This is a genomic window from Neopoerus faecalis, from assembly GCF_029218125.1.
Classification (GTDB): domain Bacteria; phylum Bacillota; class Clostridia; order Oscillospirales; family Oscillospiraceae; genus Oscillibacter; species Oscillibacter faecalis_A.
Genome location: NZ_JARFXX010000016.1, coordinates 1 through 20,981, shown reverse-complemented (window position 1 = coordinate 20,981; position 20,981 = coordinate 1). Strand labels below are relative to the sequence as shown.

Here is a 20,981-nt window from a genome sequence, read left to right as displayed (position 1 = left end):
GCGTAACGGCGCAAGCGCGGCAAACCTCAATACGCTGGCCCACATCTCCGCTTTAGCGATTGCGCTGGCCGCCGTTCTGCACGGCTCTCACTCCTACCGTTCTGCCAAACAGCTTCGGCGTTCCGCCCGATCTGTCTTTTCCATACCTTTTGCAGGCGCGGGGTTCACCGTGCTATGGTTTTTGCGCCCTTGAAATGCCCTAAACTCTTTTGATTTCCATTTGCCTGTTTGCGGGCTGCTCCTTCCGCCTGTTTTGCGCATCTCTTTTACGGTCTAATGTGATTTGAAATGTCGCTATTTATTTGAATTCCTCATTTGTTTCAGGTACTTCCCAATGATATCGGCATTTCTTTTTCCTCGGCATTATTCAGGAAAAGCCGAATTCGGCTTTTCTTGAAGTCGTACTATGCGTCCGTCGAGTGCATGGAGCGCGGTCTTGACCCTATGACAACAAACCTTGTGGTGGCGGATATCAGCCGTACCGAGAAAACGATATGCCTTGCGGTTTCGCCAGCCCTGAAAGCCTACGGGATACCCGGCAGAGCTCGCCTCTTTGAGGTGCTGGAACGCGTCAAAGAAGTCAACGCCGAACGCCGGCGTGAAGAATCCGCCATCGTCATCAAGGCCACAGACCGATACTCGGAGACAGTCAAGCGCAAGGGCGAGACTACGAAGAGCTTCGGGAAGAACCTTGGCAAAACGGAGGACATCCTGACGTTCCTGAGCAAAAACAAAGCAACCATCAGGGTTGATGTGAAGCAGGCGAAAGCACCTTGCAGAATGCGGAAAAGCAGTTTGCGAAAACCCGCAGCGAAGCGGACAAGCTGAAGCTGGAAACGGCCCAGGCGGACTATGATAACATGGTCCGGAATTTGAAGTCCGTCACCAAGGCCGCCGGGGATACAGAGAAGGCAATCTCCAAAATAGAGGATACGGCTACTGGGAGTAGTAACGCATTTTCAGGTATTGTCGGTGCTATTGCACAAATCCGAATTACTAAACTGGTGGGCGATGCCGCTCTGGACGCACGATAAAATTCCGAAGGCCATTGGCGCGGAGCGCATTCAGTTCCACGATCCGCGGTATGCCTACGCCGCACTGTCCCTGAAAAACAGGGGTGGACGTAAAACCGTTATTTGGGGGTGCCGGGCCACTATTCGGATGGATCCACCCGTCGCTCCTACACCCATACCACACCCTAAACGAAGCAGGGCACTGGGCGCGCCATCGGCCAGCAGATATGGTAAAAACCGCAGGCCCAGCATTTGCCGGTCCTGCGGTTTGTCTGTATTCAGATTTGCCGGTCTTGCTTTTCTCAAAACCGTTTTCAGCGCAGGACTTCCACCTGCTCCACGCCATACCGTCGGAACAGTTCCAGCGCTTCCGGGCCAATTCGCTCACCGGACACCGCAATGGGGATCGCAGGCGGACACCCCACGGTAGGGGTGCCGCAGACCCGGCCCAATGACTGCGCTGCCGGTATGGTCTCCCGTGGGGCAAACAGTGCCTCCCGCACGGAACATACCCGTTCTCCACGGGCCAGCGGCAGCGTCGGCTGCGGCGCATAAACGGCATCATTTGTTCCGAAAGCATGCAGAAGCCGCTCGATGTCCGCCGCACGATTCTCCGGTGTCAGCATCAGCACCAAAAAATCCAGATCGGCGTATTCACATTCCACGCCGCTCTCACGCAGACAGTTCGCCAACTGCCCGCCGGTCATCCCGGCTGGGGCCTTGACGGTCAGCCGCAGCGGGTCCGACGGTTCCGCCTGCCAACCGGCAGCCGTCAGCGCCTTTCGCGCTTCCTCCAGACGCCCACACATCTCCCGCAGGCGATCCCGGTACCCATCCGCCAGATAGCGGTTGCACAGATCCAGCGACGCCAGCGTCAGGTAGGACGGACTGGTGGAGCCAAACATGGCCATCGCTGTTTTTGCACTCTCCCGGAGAGATGCCGGAGCCGCACGGCTGATGTGCAGGTACGCGCCGCCGGTCAGCACCGGCAGCGTCTTGTGTGCCGAATCGCAGCACAGGTCTGCGCCGAGATCCAGTGGGTGACAGGAGGGCTCCAGAAACCGCAGATAGGCGCCGTGGGCGTTGTCCACCGCCAGCAGCGTACCGTGTTTCCGGCACACCTCTGCCAGAGCGGAAATGTCCGCCATGCCGCCCAGATAGTCCGGGCTGGTGAGATAGACCGCCGCCGGCGGCGCAGGCAGCTCCATCAGCGTCCGCTCCAATGTGTCCGGCGATACCGGGCAGCCGCAGAGAGATGCGCTCCGCTCCGGCCACAGCCAGACGATCTCAAAATCCAGCAGGGCCGCCGCGTATACAAACGCCCGGTGTACGTTTCTGGCGGCCACCACCGTCCGGGACCCATTTCCGCAGGTCAGCGCCAGATACAGCATCGCCCGGATACACTGGCTGGACCCCTCCGTGGAGTACACCGTCCGGCCAGAGCCGAACAGTTCCCCGGCATAGGACTCACTGCGCCGGATGATGCCCTCCGCTTCGTACAGGCTGTCCGCACCTTGGATCTCGGTGATGTCCAGCGCCTCGCAACCCAGAAAGGGTTTTCCCTTGTGGCCGGGCATGTGCGCCCGAATCATCCCGGAATCCGCGTACCGCCGGACAAAATCAGCAATGGGCGTTTCCATCAGCCGTTGGCCTTGGCAGAATCTTCCGCCACCTTCATCATGATGGCACATTCAATACGCTTGCGGAACAATTCGCAGCCTGCCTCGTAGACGCCGCGGATGGAACCCGTGGCGTGGAAGGCGTTGGCCGCGCAACCGCCGGAGCAGTAGAATCTCGCCCAGCAGTCATTGCACTCTGGCCGGGCGTAGGCGTTGCAGGAGCGGAATTCCTCCCGCAGGGCCGTATTGGTCACGCCGTTCCAGATGTCGCCCAGCTTGTAGGCTTCCTCGCCCACGAACTGATGGCAGGGATACAGATCACCCCAAGGGGTCACGGCCATATACTCCGTGCCGGAGCCGCAGCCGGAGATCCGCTTGTAAATGCAGGGGCCGCCCGTCAGATCCAGCATGTAGTGATAGAAGGTGATGGGCTTGCCTTCCTTTTCCCGACGCAGCATATCCTTGGCCAGCAGCTCGTACTGGTCCTTCACGATCTCCAGATCCTCCGCTGTCAGTGCGGCGGGGTCCTCCGGCGCGCACACCACCGGCTCCATGCTCAGCTCGGTGAAGCCCAGATCCGCCATGTGGAACAGGTCCTTCGTAAAGTCCGGATTGGCGTGGGTAAAGGTGCCGCGCATATAATAGTTCTTGTTGCCCCTGGCCTCTACCAGCTTCTGGAACTTAGGCACAATGCGCTCATAGCTGCCGTTGCCTGCATAGTCCACCCGCAGCCGGTCATGGATCTCCTTGCGGCCATCCAGCGACAGCACCACATTGCTCATTTCCCGGTTGGCGAAGTCAATCACGTCATCATCGATGAGCATACCGTTTGTGGTCAGCGTAAAGCGGAAATTTTTGCCCCGCTCCTTTTCCACACTGCGGGCATACTCCACCAACTGCTTCACCACGTCCCAGTTCATCAGCGGCTCACCGCCGAAGAAGTCCACCTCCAGATTGGTGCGGCTGCCGGAGTGATCCATCAGAAAGTCCAGCGCCTGCTTACCCACCTCGAAACTCATCAGCGCGCGGTCGCCGTGATACTTGCCCTGACTGGCGAAGCAGTAGGAACAGTTCAGGTTGCAGGTGTGCGCCACATGCAGGCACAGCGCCTTCACCACATCGCCGGAACGCTCCTTGAACGTACCGGCCATGTCCGCGAAGGTGTCGGGGGTATAGAGTTTCCCGGCCTGCTTCAGCGCCTCCACGTCATCAATGCAGTCCCGCAGATCCTTCTCCGTCACATCCTCGCGGGCGCCGTATTTTTCCATCATTGCCGTTACGATCTCATCCGCCGTGTGATCCGGGTAAAGCGCAATGATGTCATAGGCTACCTCATCCACTACATGAATGGCGCCGGAGCAGGTGTCCAGCACGATGTTGTAGCCGTTCAGTTGATACTGATGTACCATTCTTCCGTTCTCCTCGTACAGAAAAAGTGCCGCCTGAACAGGCGGCAGCTTTTTGAAAATTGCAATTGATTACTTGTTGGTGTTCTCGCACTTCTGATTTGCCACGCCGCAGCTGGTCTTGCAGGCAGACTGGCAGGAAGTCTGGCACTCACCGCAACCGCCGTTCTTGGCGCTGTCGCACAGGCTACGAGTCTCGAGAGTCTTGATTCTTTCCATAATATGTATCTCCAATCTGTTAAATTCTAATGGATTTCCCGGCGGACTACCCGCAGACAGTCACCTAAAAACCGGAAAAATTTTAGCATATCATCCGTATAAAGTCAAGATATTCCAGCAATTTGGCTATTGGGCGCATTTCATAACGATAAAAGCACAGACCATGGCTTCTTTGGGGGCCCCGCCGTTCGGTTGTTGCCCTTGGCAGCGTGAAGTCCAAGCTGCTGAAAAGCTTGTCATAAAACATGGCGGCGCTTTGGGATGTGAACAGCGTCACATCCTGAATGATTTCCTGTCGGTAGATAGCGGACAGCCCCTTTCTGGTTGGTTTTCTCTCAAGTCAATTTTACCAAAAAGGGGCTCCGCTTTCTATACCATATGAGTGGTTTCCGGTTTCAGCCATGGCCGGGAACCATTGCAATTACTACTCTTTTGGAGTTTTGCTCATGGCTGTGTCTACTCCATTGATGAGGTGATGATTGACGCCACCAGTTACCTTGGGACGTATCACATGACGGCGCGGGAACTGGCACGAACCATGATCCTTGATGTGCTGCGCACAACGGGAATCACCGCGACCGCGGGGATCGGCACAAACCTCTATCTTTACAAGGTCGCTATGGACATCATGGCCAAACACGTCGCGCCGGATGAGAGCGGTGTCCGGATCGCGGAACTGGATAAAATGAGTACCGCAGATAGCTTTGGATGCACCGCCCGCTGACCGACTTCTGGCGGGTGGGAAAAGGCTATGCCAAAAAGCTCGAGGCCATCGGTATCTACACCATGGGAGATATCGCCCGGTGCTCCATCGGGAAGGCCGGGGAATACTATAACGAGGCGCTGCTCTATAAGCTGTTTGGCATCAACGCCGAGCTGCTGATCGACCACGCCTGGGGCTGGGAGCACTGCCGAATCTCCAACATAAAAGCCTATAGGCCGGAGACGAACTGTGTCAGTTCCGGGCAGGTCCTTCAATCCCCTTATGCCTACGACAAAGCGCGTCGCGTTGTGCGGGAAATGGCGGAGGCTGTTGCACTGAACCTCTTAGAGAAGCATCTGGTGACAGACCAGGTGACGCTGACGGTTGGTTATGATATCGAGAACGTGGCATCCGCGGACTTCCGTGGGGAAACGGTAACAGACACTTACGGAAGAAAGATTCCAAAACATGCCCATGGAACAGCCAACCTGCCGCGAAAGACATCGTCTGTTCGCTGCATCACCGACGCGGTGCTCGGCATTTATGACAGCAAGGTCGAACCGAAACTGACCGTCCGCCGCCTGACAATAACCGCCAACAGGCTCGTGGGGGAGGATACTCCCCCTCACGGGGAGCAGATCGGCGGCCTGTCGGTTTGCTCTTTTTTATGCCCTGGCGTTCGAGTCACACCAGTTCATAAAAACGACCGGTTGCATCTCTAAAATGTCGCCTGTCGCGGCCAAAAACTCGTTGTCCGAAAAACCTGTTTTTTCTAACTTTTTGAATTGAAAAGTGGCGATAAATATATGAAAACGCCGCACTTTCGTGCGACGTTTTCTGTGCTGCATCTTTCATCAACACATTTTGGCCCGAGATGGGAGACTCGAATTCCCGGCATCTTGCTCCCAAACTTTTGAATAAAAATTTTTCTACTTTTTCCGACGCTTTATAGCCGCTTTTGCTTTATTATGGATGCTCTTCGCAACTCTTGACTCCACTGTTTCCGCGTGCTCCACGCCTGCCTGTAGTCAAACATGTGGTCAAAAAACCGCTTTCTGAACACCCTCGTGACAGGGGACAGAAAGCGGTTTTTATAGTTTGCCGGAGTGCTGCGGACGGATGCTTCGTCGCTCCGGTTTGCCGCATTGTACCTCTGCTGGAGAGGTTAAGCAAGTCCTTTATGCAGGGACAGGCGGCGCAGAATTTGCGTCGCTATAGACAAAGAATAGAAACTTTCCCTTAATACGAGCTGCGTTTTAAGGGAAAGCCTGTCAAACTACGGGAAAGCATCTGCTCCTTGCGAGGAAAACGCTGTTGACTTTCATCGTAATTTTAACATGAATATTTTTCGATTAGCGTTCAAAGCGAGGAGTACCCGCGGGTCGGGTCAGGCATAATCTTCCTTGCCTGACGCGTAGCACGCGTTCTCCGCTCTGTTTCGAGTGCATCAAAAAGGCCCTGCCAAAGATTCGGATTCGGCTCATGCTCTGCGTAGTCTTCGAGGTGCCGCCGAATATCATCGGCAGCCAACGCAAGAAACTTATCGTCCAGAAACCGAATGTGGCGCTTAATATAATCGGAAACTACCGCGGGCATATATGTGTTTCTGCCCATCGCGTACCGCATTGCTGACAGCAGGATCAAGCGAAAGTCGGAATCGCAGATCGGAGCGAGCAGGTCTTGAGGGAACAACAGAAACTCTTTGCCATTATTCATGCATACGCGCAGCGGTCGCTGTTCTTTCGTTACCAGATCCAGCAGGTTGCTGGTCTGCTCTTTCAATCCATCAATGGTGACCGATCCATAGTTCTGACACGGGTTCACTTCATAATTCATCATCTGACCTCCAATCAGCTTGTCCTCGCGATGAGGTGTTGGCATTGTAGCTCTGACTGTCCGGAGATTCAACCGTTTCTTTTGCGGCTTGAAAAGAAATCTAATAGAGTCAGAATTCGTGCGAATCTATCATTTTCTTGCTTTTACTGCCCGAATGTGCTATCATAAAAAACAACACTGTCAAGTGTTGGAATAGGCCTTGGCAGTATGGCTGCAATAGACCGAATGCTCTGCCAAGCGGCAGAGCATTTTTTGTATATCGGTACGGAGGAGATATTTTATGTCTGTGAGTTATAAGAAACTCTGGAAGCTGCTCATCGATAAGGACATGAAAAAGAAAGACTTGTGTGAAAAGGCAGGCATCAGCCCAGCATCCGTCACCAAGATGGGACGGAATGGACATGTTACCACAGAGATACTCGTGAAGATTTGTGCGGCGCTGGATTGTAGAATTGAGGATATTATAGAAATTATTTAGAGTATACAAAGTAAAGGAGAAAAGTGAGGTATGGCTTTTTCGCAAAAACTGAGTTTACGCGCATATAGTTTCTCTTTTAAGAAGTGGAAGGGGAAAAATCCAGAACAAACATTACCGCTCAACGCAAAAGTCATCTTCAATCGTTTACAAGACGGAGAAGAGCGAACCTATGAATATGCATCCGCGCTCGATTTGATTGTTGATTTTATTGGAGCCAACACGGATGTAGATGATAAAGAACTCAGTCAACAGCTTTTCAATTGCTCATTTAATAGCACGAACCAAGGGGAAACGGACACATATCGGTATTTGATTTTTACTGTTTACGCAGGGTATTATGGATATGCATCTAAATTGGTAAACAGGAAGACCAAAAGTACAGTTCACAAAAAGAGTCGGGATGAGGCCGATGTCAAACCTTTTTATGTTGTAGTGGTCATTCCAAAAGATACTGAGATAAGTAAGGCGCAGAGAGGACTTATTCTCTTTCAGGAAATTGGAATCTATGGCGTAAAAACCGTAACAACGAAGGCGATGCAAGAATTCTTTTCAAAAAAATTGGGACTAACTTTCAGAACTCAAAATCTGGCCCCGGACTTTTATCTAAAAAAATTATTTGAGAGTGGCATGATACAAAAAATCAAATTAGCACGAAATGTTCAAAGCAATGATACAGCTGATAAACTTTATGGCGCAGGATACGGCCGTGAAGAACGTACCCTGGTACCAATCAAAATCACCAACCAGATGAAAGCAAAATTGAGACACGTCTCAGAGGCAAAATATAATTTCTTCACGTTTGATAACCACGATTATCCTGAGACAAAAATGGTAGTAAAAATTGGAGACAGACTACGGACGATAGATCTTCATGGGGTAGATGAGTTGTCTGTCGAAGAAGCGCTCCCTGATGAACTACTGCTGCCGGACGGTACAATCGATTTCCCTAATTTTGAAACCCATATGCTTGAGGTCGCCGAAGAATACATTGAGCATTTACCAAATAAGTTTTAAGTTAGGGAGTGAATGGTGTTGATAATTGAGACTATAGTGAAAGTGTTGAAGGCATGTGTATCACCTATGGCACTGTTCATCCTTTCCTTGACGATTCTGTTTGTCTATATTTTTAAAGCAGGAACTAATTATTTAAATATCAAAAAAATTTTTAAAGATTATATATCGATATTTTCTGATGCAAGAAAACACCTGTGGCTATTCTGGGGAGTGCCCGTGCTTTTATCCACTGCACTGGTGCAGGTTACTGTGCTCACAAGTGAATTAGCAGAGCATCTATCTGTATTTTTATCCATTCTAATTTCTGCGTTTTTTGCGATGTTATCCATCCTGGTAAGCAAAGATACATCGAAACAAACTGGAAAACTGTATGAGCAAGTCCTAAAAGAAACTGCGTCTACAGTTTTGCTGGAGATAGTTTTATGTATGATGTCCCTAATAATTTCGCTGGCGATTATCTTTTTGCCTGATAGTATAAAGTGTTGGGCGCAGATTATTATTAGCATAGTTGAATACTATTTGGTATTTGTTATGGTTCTAAATATGCTGATACTTATTAAACGATTCAAGGCTTTGATTGATAACGGATAATAAACAATACCATCTTGAAAACGAAAATGAGAAGTTATTGCTGATTTCTGAAGAAGTCTGTGATATAGTAAATATAGACCAACGATCCGGCGTCTGCCGGTGCTAACATGAGCTACGGCTCGGTCTATGAAAAATAAGCGAGCTGACCGCATGACGGTCAAAGGAGGGCTTTATTATGCAAAAGACTATCTGCGAATTATTCGCAGGTGTCGGCGGATTCCGATTGGGATTCGACCGACTTGAATCAGGCTGGAAGACCACATGGTTCTCACAGTGGGAACCCGGTGCAAGGACACAATGGGCACACAACTGCTATGTGCAGCACTTTGGAGACAGTCCAGACCTGAATAATGAATTTCATACTGGAGAAGACATCAGCACGATGGACAAGCAGGCCATTCCCGACCACACGCTTCTCGTGGGTGGCTTCCCTTGTCAGGACTATAGTGTAGCACACACCCTGTCGTCTTCTCATGGCATCGAAGGTAAAAAGGGCGTACTATGGTGGCAGATAAGAGATACGATCATCGCAAAAAAGCCACCGTTCTGCATCTTCGAGAATGTAGATAGATTACTTAAATCCCCAGCCAAACAGCGAGGACGTGACTTCGGCGTTATTCTTGCGTGTCTTGCCCAGGAAGGCTATAGCGTGGAATGGCGAGTCGTTAATGCTGCACAGTATGGTGCAGCACAACGCCGTCGCAGAACATTTATCTACGCATATAAGGACAACACAGTTTACGGGCAGAAGATGTCTAAAGTACCTGCAGAATCGGTCATCAAAGCGAAAGGATTGATGGCAAAGACCTTTCCTATTCAGAATATGGGGCAATTAACTGAAGCTGTGATTAGCAAAGACATTGTAGACGTGAGTGATAACTTCGCATTCATGTTCGAAAATGCCGGTTATATGCATGCGGGTAAGATATATACTTCCAGAATTGCAGAAACAGAAGAAAGAGCGATTCTTCTTGGCGAAATTCTTCAAAAAAATGTGGATGAGAAATATTATATTCCAAGTGATAAGAAAGCCAAATGGGTGTATCTGAAGGGAGCAAAGAAAATCCCAAGAACATCTACGAACGGTCATGAGTATGTGTTCTCTGAGGGACCTGTAGCGTTTCCGGATCCGTGGGATAGACCGGGACGGACCATGCTGACCAGTGAATCTACGCTAAACCGATCCACTCATGTTGTAGCAGACCCTGGAACAGGAGAGCTCCGCTTGTTGACACCTGTTGAGGCCGAACGCCTTCAGGGGTTTGATGATGACTGGACAAATACAGGTATGCCTGATAGGATGAGATACTTTTGCATGGGCAATGCCCTGGTCGTACCGATGATAACCAGAATGGGTAGAGTTCTGGATACGATCATAGCTGAAGAAAAATAAGCTATATCAAAATCAGAATGATATCCATGGGTCTTGCGTAGCAATGCGCAAGACCCATGGTCGTTCATAATGAGATTATAGAAAAGGAGTTGGAAGCAGTGGAGGGAACACAGTATGTGACCAAAGAATCAATTCTGCGGCGTGCGCAGGAGATCAAGGGTATCCCGCTCCGGGATGTCGATAAAACTGGTCGTTTGGCCACGGGAAAAGGTGCTATCGGAACTGTTATCGAAGAGAGCTGGTTTGGCTACACGCCCAACTCCGAGTCTGAGCCAGACTTCCCGGAGGCTGGCGTAGAACTGAAGGTCACGCCCTATCTGCGTGGGAAAAACGGGATCCGTGCCAAGGAACGGTTGGTCTGCAATATCATCAACTATATGGAGGAGTACGATAAGACCTTCCAAACCAGCGCCTTTTGGCATAAATGCAACACCATGCTTCTCATGTCCTATGAGCACCTTGCAGACAAGCCCAAGGGTGATTTTCGGATAGACGAGGCGGTTTTGTTTAGTTTTCCAGAAGAGGATCTTGCTATCATTGAGCACGACTGGAAAACTATTATGAGAAAGGTCCGTGCAGGCCGTGCTCATGAACTCTCGGAGGGTGACACACTCTATCTTGCGGCTTGTACAAAGGGAGCCAATGCGTCCAGCGTTCGGCAGCAACCGTTTTCGGAGCTTCCTGCAAAACAGCGGGCATATTCTCTGAAATCATCGTACATGACGCAGATCCTCAACAAGTATATATTTGGAAATGCGGAGAGCCCATGCATTATCAAATCCGCAGATGTGTTGCACGCCAAAACTTTTGAGGAATACATCGTTGATAAAGTTAAGCCTTATTATGGAATGACTCAAAATGAACTTAAATTCAGACTTGGTGTCGATAGCAATGCTAAGAGCCTTAATGAGATCCTATTGGCGCGAATGTTGGATGTCAAAGGCCGTATTGCCTGTACGGAGGAGTTTCAAAAGGCAGGTATTATCCCCAAAACTATCCGAGTGCAAAGCAACGGTAAAATCAAGGAAAGCATGTCCTTTCCCATGTTTGATTTCATTGAGCTAAGTCAGGAGGATGTTTGGGAAGAATCGGAACTCTATAACTATCTGGCTCCCACGAAGTTTCTGTTTGTCATTTTCCAGGAACGGGACGATGGAGAGTATACATTTGACCGTGTCATGTTCTGGAATATTCCTAATGATGACCTTGAAGAAGTACATCGAGTTTGGGCACGAACTGTCCAAACGATTCGCGAAGGAGTTCAGTTGATTCAGACTCCTCGCGGAGTCAGCAATAACCTGCCGAAGCAGGCCGAGAGCCCTGTTGCACATGTCAGGCCCCACGGAAAAGATGCTTCTGATAAGTTGCCCCTACCGGATGGTCGAATGATGACTAAGCAGTGTTTCTGGTTGAATAACACATACATCGCAGAACAGATTCACGGAGGTTAATTATGGATACTGTAAAAATTAAAATTGCGAGTGAGTACTTTTTCAACAACGCAGATTTGCTTCTGCCCGCAATTAAGGATGCTTCCGGCAATCTTCTTAAAGATGGGATTACTACATGGTTAACACAATCGTACGAATTAACGCCAAAGGACCATACGGAGGATGGCGTTACTCGTTCTGGCTATAATGCAGCTGAATTGAATAGTGTTCTCCGCGAAAAGATGACGGTTATTTCTGGCATTCACAAAGAAACACATGTTGAATATGGAGCGATTCTTACAACCGGAAAGAAGGGGTTTGATTTCTCTTTGTTTGACGAAGAGTACAATACAATCAAGATTAGGAACTCTTTTGTAGGAAATCCCGGAAGGTATAATGGAGAAACGCCCTTGTTAGCACTAAATAAAAAAGTCTTAAAAGCCGATGGATCCACATTTAGCCGAAAGCGAGATTGGAAAGATAAACTCGATTCGTTGGGCGGGATGCCGGGAGAGAATATTGAGTGCCAAAAACAACGTTATACGATTGTCGGGGAAATACAATTTGGCAACTGGGCTATCGTTAGGCATGATCTGTTGAGATTATTGAACTCTTCGTCAGACGGCGAAATCGATTATTATGTGTACATTACGGCTACCGGTGATTTGGAGAGAAAACTAAGTAGCGGTATTGTTTCTTTTACTGATGTTGTAAGTCTTTTTAGAGAAAACAAACAGCTGGTCCGAACCCCCGTTTGGGTAATTGGTATCGATATCGACGATACATGAGTTCAATATGAAACACCCCAAATCATATGACTCCACCCCTGAGACTCGAAAACGCATGTCCAAGGTCAAACTGAAGGGCGGAAAAGCAGAAACATTGTTGGCAAAAGCGCTTTGGCACCAGAGCTATCGTTATCGTAAAAATGATAAGAAGCTGCCCGGTTCTCCCGACATTGCGATCCTCAAGCATCGTATCGCTGTTTTTGTCGATGGCGAGTTTTGGCACGGAAAAGATTGGGAAAACCGGAAGACACGCCTTAAGAGCAATCGTGAGTATTGGATCGAAAAAATCGAAGAAAACATGGCTCGCGACCTTCGGGATGACCAACTGTTGATGCAGGATGGATGGGTCCCCATTCACTTTTGGGAAAAAGAAGTCGTCAAAGATTTATCGACGTGTGTTGCTACGATTGAGGAAGTCATCCTTGCGCAGCTGATAGATAGCGCAGATGCGCAAGAAACCATTGACTATGAAGAGTGATATCAGCATCTTACATGGGAGCTATATTTATGGAGACTATCAGAACAGTAGAGCTTTTCGCAGGCGTAGGCGGTTTCCGCTTAGGCTTGGAATCTGCGTCTGATAGGTTCAAAGTGATATGGGCAAACCAATGGGAGCCGTCTATGCGAGAGCAGTATGCTTTTGAGTGCTACACTGCGCATTTTGGCAGTCAAAAGTACCATGTTTGTCAAGATATCGCCAAAGCTAAAATCAATGTACCTGACCATGATCTGCTTGTCGGTGGATTCCCATGTCAGGACTATTCCGTCATGAAGAAAAATTCAGCAGGAATCGAGGGGGCTAAGGGTGCGCTCTGGTGGCAAATAGATGATATTCTCCGAGAAAAAAGGCCAAGGTATGTGTTGCTGGAAAATGTGGACAGGCTGATCCGCTCTCCGGCTAAACAGCCCGGTCGGGATTTTTCCATCATATTACGATGCCTTTACGAGAAAGGTTATGCCGTAGAATGGAGAGTCATCAATGCTGCTGAATATGGATACGCTCAACGACGGCGGCGGACATTTATCATAGCCTATCATGACCAGACGGAGATTTTTCGCAATTTTGCAGAAGTGGTATGTGCGCAAGGCCTTAAGTCTATGCACAAGCATATTATGGAGAATGGTATTTTAGCAAAAGCGTTTCCTGTTCAAAGTCATAGCAGGTCATATGTCGAAAATTGGATCGATGAATTAGAATATGCTGATATTTCAACTGTTTCAAGAAACCAGCGGGTATATTTATATAACGCTGGCGTTATGATGAACGGACGGATATACTCTGTTGATGTGACTCCGCAGCGAATAGAAGCCACACCTCTAAAGGACATGTTAGAGACAGGTCCAGTGGATGAGCACTATTTCCTTCGCACCGAAGATATGCCCCGATGGACCTACTCCAAGGGGGCAAAGCGTGAGAAACGGCAGCGGCGAGATGGCAGTCAGTATTGTTTTTCCGAGGGCAGCGTTCAATTTCCGGAATCGTTGGACAAGCCCTCAAGAACGATGCTGACCTCAGAATCCCAGGTGGGCCGGACTTCTCATGTCGTACGGGACCCGATGGCTGGCCGCCTACGGGTGCTGACTCCGGTCGAATGTGAACGATTGAATGGATTTCCGGATGGTTGGACGGATACAGGAATGCCTGAACGAATGCGATATTTTTGCATGGGTAACGCCTTAGTCGTTCCGCTTGTAAAGAGGATAGGCAGAGTATTATTAAGCGAATTTTAGAAAGGGTATGCCCTATGGAGAAAATTTTACGCATCCCATTTACTGAGATAGATGCTGCTGATTTGCTCGTAGATGCAGTTTACGAAGGTGGAACTGCCAAGAATCTTGGGAGTGAAGTGTTATCGAAGGTAATGCATGTTGGCAATTCTGGCGGTTTTAGGAAATGCATGAAACTGGGTGAAAACGGGAAAAAAGCGAAAGATGTGGCTTATGTATGTATTTATACGACTGGAGAGGAAATCGAATGGCGTGATGAAATCGATAGAACGCTTGGACGTTTTACATACTGGGGAGATAACAGAAAAGCCGGCAATCCGATGACAAAAACGAAATTCGGAGGGAATTTATTTTTACAGAATATCTTTGCCAAGCTTGCCGTTGGTCAAAGAAAACAAATAGCACCAGTATTCATATTCCAGAAATACTGCGGTAGGGATGTGGTATTTTGTGGACTTGCCGTACCTGGTGATAGGCGAATGAATTCGCAGGATGCGTTAGTTTCTGTTTGGGCGCAGAACAAGGAGGGGCGGTATCAGAACTATAAGTCTACATTCACCATACTTAATATCCCCCGAATCGATAGGCGATGGCTTGTGGATTTAGAAAATGACCATGGATACGAGAGCCAGTACGCGCCTAAGGCATGGCTGTGCTGGGTCGATAAAAATGAATATAAGCCATTGATAACAGAAAAAAACCCAATCCAATATCGAAAGGCAAACGAGCAGCTTCCCGCTCCCGGTAGTCTGGAGTATCAAATGTTGGAAACATTGATAAGTTATTTTGCAGACCCGTATGCATTTGAAGCTTGTGCCTGTAAAGTTGCGCAAATTATGGATTCCAATATTATCAGCATTGAAGCAACGCGGCGCACTCGAGATGGTGGTAGAGATGCCGTTGGAAAATACCGTGTAGGCACGATAGTGAATGGTATCGAACTCGAATTTGCATTAGAAGCTAAGCGATACAAAATAAGTAATGCGGTGGGTGTAAAAGAGACATCACGCTTGATTTCAAGAATCAAACATCGACAATTTGGAATTTTTGTGACCACATCATATGTTGGAAATCAAGCCTACAAAGAAATCATCGAAGATGAGCATCCTATTGTGATTATTTCCGGCGGGGATATTATTGAAATTTTGTATAATGCAGGTATCTGCAGTGTGGAACTCTTGAAAGATTGGCTAAGCACAAATTTTTGATTTTTGGTGGTGCAAAAATGGTGTTGGGATATAGTTAACCCGCAATACGGGTTAAAGCGATAAATGATTCCTGCATGCTTATGAGCGGATAAGCTACAAATGAAAGCAGGTGAATCCATGAGACGAAATTTTGCCCAGATTTTAAAAGATGCAAAGATAGATGTCAAGGTAGAATATCAAAAACTTTATGGAATGCTATATGATCGTAGTATTCAAGTGTCAAACACAAGCTGGATATCCGCTTACGATGAGTTCAGCACATATTTTATCGCTTTTCACTTTAGAGGGACATGTCTTTCGTTAGATGAATTTAATGATTTGCATGGATTTCATTTTGAAAAAGATCCGACTAATTTCAATATTGACCATTTAATTTCGTTGTGCGAATATATTGAAAACCTACTTATGGCATACCAATGTGTTCCCTTGAGTTATCCTTATGGATACGGGAATATGCCAACAAAACTTATTAATGTTCAATTCTATCTACAGCAAATTAGTCAGGTGATTGAAAAAATCGGATATATGCAGGCGAAGCAGAATGACCTTACTATTTTTGTGGAGAAAGACCCTGCTGCAATAGCTGTTGCTGAAGGTGAATTTATTCCAGAGAGCTTGTCGTATAGGCTGATTTCCTATAACCATTATTCGATGAAAGGTAATCTGGCAGAAAAGAAAACGACTTTGCTTGATCTTGCGAATTTGCTCGAACCGCAGAGAACAAACCTCGAAAGAATTGATAAAACATTTTCCAGCGACTTATTCTATACATTCAATAACTTTCATATACGCCATAATAATGCAGATCCTCAAAGCCCTAAATTTAAAAAGCCAATAGGGGATTTGGCAAAAGAGCAATTGGAATTTTGGTATGACGAGGTTTACCAAATGTGCCTTTTAGCGATATTACGCTTAGAGCACGCTGACCGGAAGAAGACTTTTGAAGCATTGAAGAGTGAAATCGAAAACAAAACACCATGAGCATGTGAGTTGGCTGTTTCCTCAAGGGATGCGTTGCTTGGTAAAAAGATAGCTGAAAAAGCATAAGTACCCGTCAGAGGGTATGGATGATGCCGTTCAGACTGTCATGAGCCAGTGCGAGATGTGGGTGGACAACCCGTAAGTCAATAGCTCGCATTCTTAAGTGAAAGGATTGCCTATGGACGCACGAAAGCACTTGATCATCATAAAGGGAAAAGACCAGACGGACTCGGTTGCGAACTTTCAGTTCCGCAACGGAAAGTGCGAGGTCGTCTATACCAGTGCGCCCAATAAGACATACAGCTTTCAGAGTAGCAATGTGGAGATCCTGCCTCTGAAACAGAAAATTGACCCTGCGCAGGTGATTGTCATCGCAAATGGGCAAGCCATCAGCGGAATTGATGAGATTCTCGATTTCGGCGGGTATTATCGTATTGTCCGCAACGGAAAGAGAGATTTATCGTTCCACAGGAGCGAAGTGCAGTTCCAGCAGAATTGCCTGGCAGACGGTAAAAATCAAGAAACATTCCAATATTTCAAGGAGACTGCCGCTGCAATCAGTCTGGTGGCGGAAAACGGTATCAACATTCTAAGCATGCAGTATGACAAGATCCAGCAGGTCAGCGAGGATACCGTGTTGGCAAGCTATCTTGCACCGCAGAAAGACGTCAAAATGCCCCAGATGCCGGAGGCAGTGATTTATCCATTTGGCCTGAACCAGAGTCAAAAGCTGGCGGTAGAACGGGCGCTTTCCTCCAAAATCAGTATCATTCAGGGGCCACCGGGTACTGGGAAGACACAAACGATCCTGAATATCATCGCCAATGTTGTTCGCAGCGGAAAAACCGTGGCGGTTGTCTCCAACAACAATTCCGCAACGCATAATGTTGTGGAAAAGCTGGAGAAGAAAAATGCCGCTTTTCTGACTGCGTTTCTCGGCAGCCTTGCCAACAAAGAGAAGTTTCTGGATGCACAGACCGGCACCTATCCGAATATGAGCGATTGGGAAATGTCGCCGGAGGAACGACAGCAATTAGATCAGGAAACGACTGCGCTCTCCAAAGAACTGAACGAAATGCTCAATGCCAAAAACCGCATTGCGGAAATTGAGCAGGAGTTCTTGCAGCTAAACCCGGAGCAGCATTATTTTGAGGAATATTACGCAAGTTACAGCGATGTGCCAATGGAGAGCTTGGACAAGCTGTCCTCGCAGAAGCTTCTTGCGCTTTGGATGGAATTTGAACAGCACGCAGAGCGTGAGACTCGCTTGAGCCTGTTGCAAAAAATCTCCATCATGTTCCGATTCAACCGTAATGCACTCAAATTGTTTGCCTGTTCCCCGGAACAGGTCATTCCCTATTTGCAAAACCAATTCTATTTCGTAAAGAGGCGGGAACTGGAGGCCGAAAAGCAGGAATTGAACCGAAAGCTGGAGCGCTACGCTTTCGACGCGAAGATGGATGAGCTCACACAGAAGTCCCTGCGGCTGTTTCGGGCGGAGCTGGCAACACGGTATCATTGGCGGAATAATAGACGGTGCTTTGAAAAGAATGATTTCCGCCGAAATTCTGCGGAGTTTACCCGTGAGTACCCGGTGGTACTTAGCACGACCTATTCCATCAAGGGAACGCTGAGCATTGAACATATCTATGATTACTTGATTGTGGATGAGGCCTCGCAGGTTGATCTGGCTACCGGGGTACTGGCCTTCTCCTGTGCGCGGAATATCGTGATTGTTGGGGACTTGAAGCAGCTCCCCAATGTGCTGACGGAGGATGACATTCGTACCAGCGATGCCATTTGGAAAAAGTATTCCTTGGATGAGCGGTATCGCTTTTCTACTCACAGCCTGCTGTCCTCTGCATTGGAAATATGGCAGGACGCACCTGTTACGCTGCTGCGGGAACACTACCGTTGCCACCCAAAAATCATCAACTTCTGCAACCAGAAGTTCTACCACGGGCAACTGATCGTTATGACGAAGGATCATGATGAGCCGGATGTATTGACCATGTACCGGACAACTGCCGGCAACCACGCCCGTGGACATCTCAATCAGCGCCAGATCGACGTCATTCAGCGGGAGGTACTTCCGCGGCTGCATCAGCAAAATTTCCAGAGCATCGGTATTATCACACCATATCGGGATCAGGTGACAGCCATCCGCAAGCAGTTGGGAGATACTTATGAGGTGGACACCGTCCACAAGTTTCAGGGGCGGGAGCAGGATGCAATCATTCTGACTTCGGTCGACAATGTCATCACAGATTTTGTGGATGATCCCCATATGCTGAATGTGGCGGTTTCCCGCGCGGTTCATTCTCTGGCTGTGATCACATCGCAGGACCCACGCAATGACCAGACCAACTATGGTGACTTGGCCCGGTACATCGAATACAACAATTTCGAAATCATCCAGAGTCAGATCTATTCTGTATTCGATATGCTCTATCAGGGTTATGCCGAGCAGCGCAGAGAATATCTGCAAAAGCATAAGCGGGTGTCCGAGTACGATTCTGAGAACCTAATGCACTCGGTAATTCAAGAGATATTGTCCGATGAGCCTTTTTCCTCTATCGGCTGTGCGGTGCATTTTTCTCTTGCCACGCTGGTGAAGGATTATGCGCCACTGACAGAGGAAGAACGCAAATATGCCCGCAATCCGCTGACACATGTGGATTTTCTACTGTTCAATCAAATGGATAAGCAACCTGTTCTGGCGATCGAAGTAGACGGCGGATCTCATAAATCCGGGAGCAAGCAGGCAGAGCGGGATGCGAAAAAGAACTCCATTCTGGAGAAGTGCGCCGTCCCGCTGCTGCGCCTCCGCACAGATGGCAGCGGGGAAAAAGAGAAAATCAAAAATGCGCTAAAGAGGGACTGATTATGCCGAGAATTATCAGGAACGCAATCAGATGCAAAAAATGTGGAGAAGTCATCGAGAGCGAAACCGTCCATGATTTTAAGTTTTGCAGCTGCGGCTCCTGCGCCGTGGATGGCGGCCACGATTACCTTCGCAGATGCGGAAATCGTGAGGATTGGGAAGAGCTGTCTGAAGCGGAAAAGGTGGAGGACAACGGCACATTGACTTGATCCTGGGTGATTAGGAATTGGGTGATAGGATGTCTCTTAAAATTCAGCTTTTTGAAAACCAACGTATCCGCACGGCGTGGGATGAAGAAAAGGAAGAATGGTACTTCTCCATTGTCGATGTGGTTGGCGTACTGACGGACAGCGTTGATCCCACGGCGTATTGGCGCAAACTCAAACAACGGTTGAAGGCCGAGGGCAATGAAACCGTGACAAATTGTCACGGTTTGAAAATGACGGCTCATGATGGTAAAAAACGCCTGACCGATGTGGCCGATACCGAGCAGATCCTCCGCATCATCCAGTCTATCCCTTCACCCAAGGCTGAGCCGTTCAAACTCTGGCTGGCACAGGTCGGCCGGGAGCGCATTGAGGAAACCATCGACCCAGAGCTGACCATCGAGCGGGCATTGGAAACCTATCTCAAAAAGGGCTATACCCGCGAGTGGATCAACCAGCGGCTGCAAGCCATCCAAGTTCGCAAAGAATTGACCGATGAATGGGATGCCCGCGGCGTGCAGAAGGGAGTGGAGTACGCCATCCTCACCGATGAGATCTCCCGTGCATGGTCGGGGATGTCCACCCGGCAGTACAAAAACCTGAAAGGTTTGAAAAAGGAAAACCTCCGTGATAACATGACCACGCTGGAGCTGGTGCTGAATATGCTGGCGGAGGCGACCACTACGGAAATTTCCAAGCAGAAGGCACCGGCAACCCTTTCGGAGAACATCGACGTGGCCCGTGCCGGTGGCAAGGTGGCCGGTGACGCACGGAAGGCCATTGAGACGCAGACAGGCGTCCCTGTTATCACGGCCAAGAATGCTGTGCAGCTTAGTGAAGTGGTAACAAATCTGCTGGAAGATGCGGGGAATAAAGAAAAATAGCATTCAGATTCCGCATGGGGCGGTTTAAAATCTGCCTCGCTATAGACAAAGAACACCGTGTGCTGACCGCAAGGTCAGCACACGGTGTTTCATTTGGATTCCTTCAGCCAGGTTTCCAGTTCCTTCTGAGAGATCAGCCCCTGCTCACATTTATCCTTTTCCGCTCTGGCGCGTTCACTCCAATCGTAAAACTGCTGGTCGGTGATCCGTCCGGCCTTGATCCACGCAAAGCGCCGTTTGTATTCCTTGCGGTAAGCCTTGAAAGCGTCATTATTTGCCTGCCGGAGCGTCCACTGCTTCAGAGCGCCGATGTCGCGGCAGCGCTGCTGACCTTTCGGAACAGGCCGCTCGCAATACTCCGCGCTGACCCGCCCGGTCTGCGGAAACCATCGTCCGCAGTTCTTGCAGCGCCGCACGGTGATATTCCGCTCCACGCAGCTCCGCAGAGAGTAGTCGATCATGTCCCGGATGCTGGAGGAATACAGCACCGGCGAACACCGCCCCGGCTCCACCGGCTCAAAGCTGAGCGGGATGGGGTGAAAACAAAACAGGTCGGGATCTTTCGGAGAGTCGTGAAAGTAATTTTTTGCCGCCTGTGCC

General features: G+C 48.8%; 20 protein-coding genes and 3 pseudogenes. 18 read left to right on the top strand and 5 right to left on the bottom strand.

Features of this window, described 5'->3' with window-relative positions:
* From PY311_RS12230 to PY311_RS12220, 3 genes and pseudogenes are all read left to right on the top strand, one after another.
* On the top strand, positions 1 to 193 hold a 193-nt coding region (locus tag PY311_RS12230), incomplete at its 5' end, for a hypothetical protein (RefSeq protein WP_350309749.1).
* Between the two features lie 230 nt (positions 194 to 423).
* Positions 424 to 594: pseudogene (locus tag PY311_RS12225) on the top strand (Y-family DNA polymerase); the annotation flags it as partial.
* 179 nt (positions 595 to 773) lie between these two features.
* Complete coding sequence (locus PY311_RS12220; RefSeq protein WP_286148981.1) at positions 774 to 1,034, top strand: hypothetical protein; 261 nt, start codon at positions 774 to 776, stop codon at positions 1,032 to 1,034.
* A gap of 293 nt (positions 1,035 to 1,327) precedes the next feature.
* Here PY311_RS12220 and PY311_RS12215 read toward each other — a convergent pair whose 3' ends face one another.
* The 3 genes from PY311_RS12215 to scfA form a co-directional block, all read right to left on the bottom strand.
* Positions 1,328 to 2,653, bottom strand: coding sequence for an aminotransferase class I/II-fold pyridoxal phosphate-dependent enzyme (locus PY311_RS12215; RefSeq protein WP_286148980.1), 1,326 nt, complete (start codon positions 2,651 to 2,653; stop codon positions 1,328 to 1,330).
* A complete protein-coding gene (gene scfB / locus PY311_RS12210) occupies positions 2,653 to 4,041 on the bottom strand; it encodes a thioether cross-link-forming SCIFF peptide maturase (protein ID WP_253098639.1) in 1,389 nt (462 codons plus the stop codon). The genes PY311_RS12215 and scfB overlap by 1 nt, the downstream gene beginning before the upstream one ends.
* A 69-nt stretch (positions 4,042 to 4,110) precedes the next feature.
* Complete coding sequence (gene scfA / locus PY311_RS12205) at positions 4,111 to 4,257, bottom strand: six-cysteine ranthipeptide SCIFF (protein WP_033120249.1); 147 nt, start codon at positions 4,255 to 4,257, stop codon at positions 4,111 to 4,113.
* A 457-nt stretch (positions 4,258 to 4,714) separates the two neighbouring features.
* Between scfA and PY311_RS12200 the strand changes: the two are divergent.
* Positions 4,715 to 5,580 (top strand): annotated as a pseudogene (locus PY311_RS12200) (Y-family DNA polymerase); the annotation flags it as partial.
* Between the two features lie 739 nt (positions 5,581 to 6,319).
* Here PY311_RS12200 and PY311_RS12195 read toward each other — a convergent pair.
* The gene (locus PY311_RS12195) at positions 6,320 to 6,799 is read right to left on the bottom strand and encodes a hypothetical protein (protein ID WP_286148978.1); all 480 of its coding nucleotides are present in this window, start codon (positions 6,797 to 6,799) and stop codon (positions 6,320 to 6,322) included.
* Between the two features lie 277 nt (positions 6,800 to 7,076).
* Here PY311_RS12195 and PY311_RS12190 point away from each other — a divergent pair, with 277 nt between their 5' ends.
* The 14 genes and pseudogenes from PY311_RS12190 to PY311_RS12130 all read left to right on the top strand — a co-directional run bounded on the left by PY311_RS12190 (position 7,077) and on the right by PY311_RS12130 (position 20,381).
* The gene (locus PY311_RS12190; RefSeq protein ID WP_286148977.1) at positions 7,077 to 7,274 is read left to right on the top strand and encodes a helix-turn-helix domain-containing protein; all 198 of its coding nucleotides are present in this window, start codon (positions 7,077 to 7,079) and stop codon (positions 7,272 to 7,274) included.
* 30 nt (positions 7,275 to 7,304) lie between these two features.
* The gene (locus tag PY311_RS12185; protein WP_286148976.1) at positions 7,305 to 8,288 is read left to right on the top strand and encodes a hypothetical protein; all 984 of its coding nucleotides are present in this window, start codon (positions 7,305 to 7,307) and stop codon (positions 8,286 to 8,288) included.
* A gap of 66 nt (positions 8,289 to 8,354) precedes the next feature.
* Positions 8,355 to 8,879, top strand: a complete 525-nt coding sequence (locus PY311_RS12180; RefSeq protein ID WP_286148975.1) for a hypothetical protein — start codon at positions 8,355 to 8,357, stop codon at positions 8,877 to 8,879.
* A 175-nt stretch (positions 8,880 to 9,054) separates the two neighbouring features.
* Positions 9,055 to 10,272, top strand: a complete 1,218-nt coding sequence (gene dcm / locus PY311_RS12175; RefSeq protein ID WP_286148974.1) for a DNA (cytosine-5-)-methyltransferase — start codon at positions 9,055 to 9,057, stop codon at positions 10,270 to 10,272.
* A 98-nt stretch (positions 10,273 to 10,370) separates the two neighbouring features.
* Positions 10,371 to 11,723, top strand: a complete 1,353-nt coding sequence (locus tag PY311_RS12170) for a Sau3AI family type II restriction endonuclease (RefSeq protein WP_286148973.1) — start codon at positions 10,371 to 10,373, stop codon at positions 11,721 to 11,723.
* A gap of 2 nt (positions 11,724 to 11,725) precedes the next feature.
* Positions 11,726 to 12,490 (top strand): BglII/BstYI family type II restriction endonuclease, encoded by a 765-nt coding sequence (locus tag PY311_RS12165; protein WP_286148972.1) that lies wholly within the window; start codon positions 11,726 to 11,728, stop codon positions 12,488 to 12,490.
* 7 nt (positions 12,491 to 12,497) lie between these two features.
* Positions 12,498 to 12,968, top strand: coding sequence for a very short patch repair endonuclease (locus tag PY311_RS12160; RefSeq protein WP_286148971.1), 471 nt, complete (start codon positions 12,498 to 12,500; stop codon positions 12,966 to 12,968).
* Positions 12,969 to 12,997: 29 nt separating this feature from the next.
* Positions 12,998 to 14,221, top strand: coding sequence for a DNA (cytosine-5-)-methyltransferase (dcm, locus tag PY311_RS12155; protein WP_286148970.1), 1,224 nt, complete (start codon positions 12,998 to 13,000; stop codon positions 14,219 to 14,221).
* A 14-nt stretch (positions 14,222 to 14,235) separates the two neighbouring features.
* Entirely contained in the window at positions 14,236 to 15,426 is a 1,191-nt protein-coding gene (locus tag PY311_RS12150) for a restriction endonuclease (protein ID WP_286148969.1), read from the top strand.
* Between the two features lie 99 nt (positions 15,427 to 15,525).
* Entirely contained in the window at positions 15,526 to 16,407 is an 882-nt protein-coding gene (locus PY311_RS12145; protein WP_286148967.1) for a hypothetical protein, read from the top strand.
* Between the two features lie 25 nt (positions 16,408 to 16,432).
* Positions 16,433 to 16,549 (top strand): annotated as a pseudogene (locus tag PY311_RS12750) (type I restriction enzyme endonuclease domain-containing protein); the annotation flags it as partial.
* Positions 16,550 to 16,585: 36 nt separating this feature from the next.
* Entirely contained in the window at positions 16,586 to 19,291 is a 2,706-nt protein-coding gene (locus PY311_RS12140; protein WP_286148966.1) for an AAA domain-containing protein, read from the top strand.
* Between the two features lie 2 nt (positions 19,292 to 19,293).
* Positions 19,294 to 19,500, top strand: a complete 207-nt coding sequence (locus tag PY311_RS12135) for a DUF7695 domain-containing protein (RefSeq protein ID WP_286148965.1) — start codon at positions 19,294 to 19,296, stop codon at positions 19,498 to 19,500.
* Between the two features lie 29 nt (positions 19,501 to 19,529).
* Positions 19,530 to 20,381, top strand: coding sequence for a BRO-N domain-containing protein (locus PY311_RS12130; protein ID WP_286148964.1), 852 nt, complete (start codon positions 19,530 to 19,532; stop codon positions 20,379 to 20,381).
* An 89-nt stretch (positions 20,382 to 20,470) separates the two neighbouring features.
* Here PY311_RS12130 and PY311_RS12125 read toward each other — a convergent pair.
* Positions 20,471 to 20,981, bottom strand: a 511-nt coding sequence (locus PY311_RS12125) for a DUF6076 domain-containing protein (protein ID WP_286148963.1), incomplete at its 5' end; no start/stop codon positions are given.

Excerpts from the sequence above, each read along its gene's own strand:
- PY311_RS12215 (WP_286148980.1), bottom strand. The coding sequence starts at position 2,653 with ATGGAAACGCCCATTGCTGATTTTGTCCGGCGGTACGCGGATTCCGGG.
- scfB (WP_253098639.1), bottom strand. The coding sequence starts at position 4,041 with ATGGTACATCAGTATCAACTGAACGGCTACAACATCGTGCTGGACACC.
- scfA (WP_033120249.1), bottom strand. The coding sequence starts at position 4,257 with ATGGAAAGAATCAAGACTCTCGAGACTCGTAGCCTGTGCGACAGCGCC.
- PY311_RS12195 (WP_286148978.1), bottom strand. The coding sequence starts at position 6,799 with ATGATGAATTATGAAGTGAACCCGTGTCAGAACTATGGATCGGTCACC.
- PY311_RS12190 (WP_286148977.1), top strand. The coding sequence starts at position 7,077 with ATGTCTGTGAGTTATAAGAAACTCTGGAAGCTGCTCATCGATAAGGAC.
- PY311_RS12185 (WP_286148976.1), top strand. The coding sequence starts at position 7,305 with ATGGCTTTTTCGCAAAAACTGAGTTTACGCGCATATAGTTTCTCTTTT.
- PY311_RS12180 (WP_286148975.1), top strand. The coding sequence starts at position 8,355 with ATGGCACTGTTCATCCTTTCCTTGACGATTCTGTTTGTCTATATTTTT.
- dcm (WP_286148974.1), top strand. The coding sequence starts at position 9,055 with ATGCAAAAGACTATCTGCGAATTATTCGCAGGTGTCGGCGGATTCCGA.
- PY311_RS12165 (WP_286148972.1), top strand. The coding sequence starts at position 11,726 with ATGGATACTGTAAAAATTAAAATTGCGAGTGAGTACTTTTTCAACAAC.
- PY311_RS12160 (WP_286148971.1), top strand. The coding sequence starts at position 12,498 with ATGAAACACCCCAAATCATATGACTCCACCCCTGAGACTCGAAAACGC.
- dcm (WP_286148970.1), top strand. The coding sequence starts at position 12,998 with ATGGAGACTATCAGAACAGTAGAGCTTTTCGCAGGCGTAGGCGGTTTC.
- PY311_RS12150 (WP_286148969.1), top strand. The coding sequence starts at position 14,236 with ATGGAGAAAATTTTACGCATCCCATTTACTGAGATAGATGCTGCTGAT.
- PY311_RS12145 (WP_286148967.1), top strand. The coding sequence starts at position 15,526 with ATGAAAGCAGGTGAATCCATGAGACGAAATTTTGCCCAGATTTTAAAA.
- PY311_RS12140 (WP_286148966.1), top strand. The coding sequence starts at position 16,586 with ATGGACGCACGAAAGCACTTGATCATCATAAAGGGAAAAGACCAGACG.
- PY311_RS12135 (WP_286148965.1), top strand. The coding sequence starts at position 19,294 with ATGCCGAGAATTATCAGGAACGCAATCAGATGCAAAAAATGTGGAGAA.
- PY311_RS12130 (WP_286148964.1), top strand. The coding sequence starts at position 19,530 with ATGTCTCTTAAAATTCAGCTTTTTGAAAACCAACGTATCCGCACGGCG.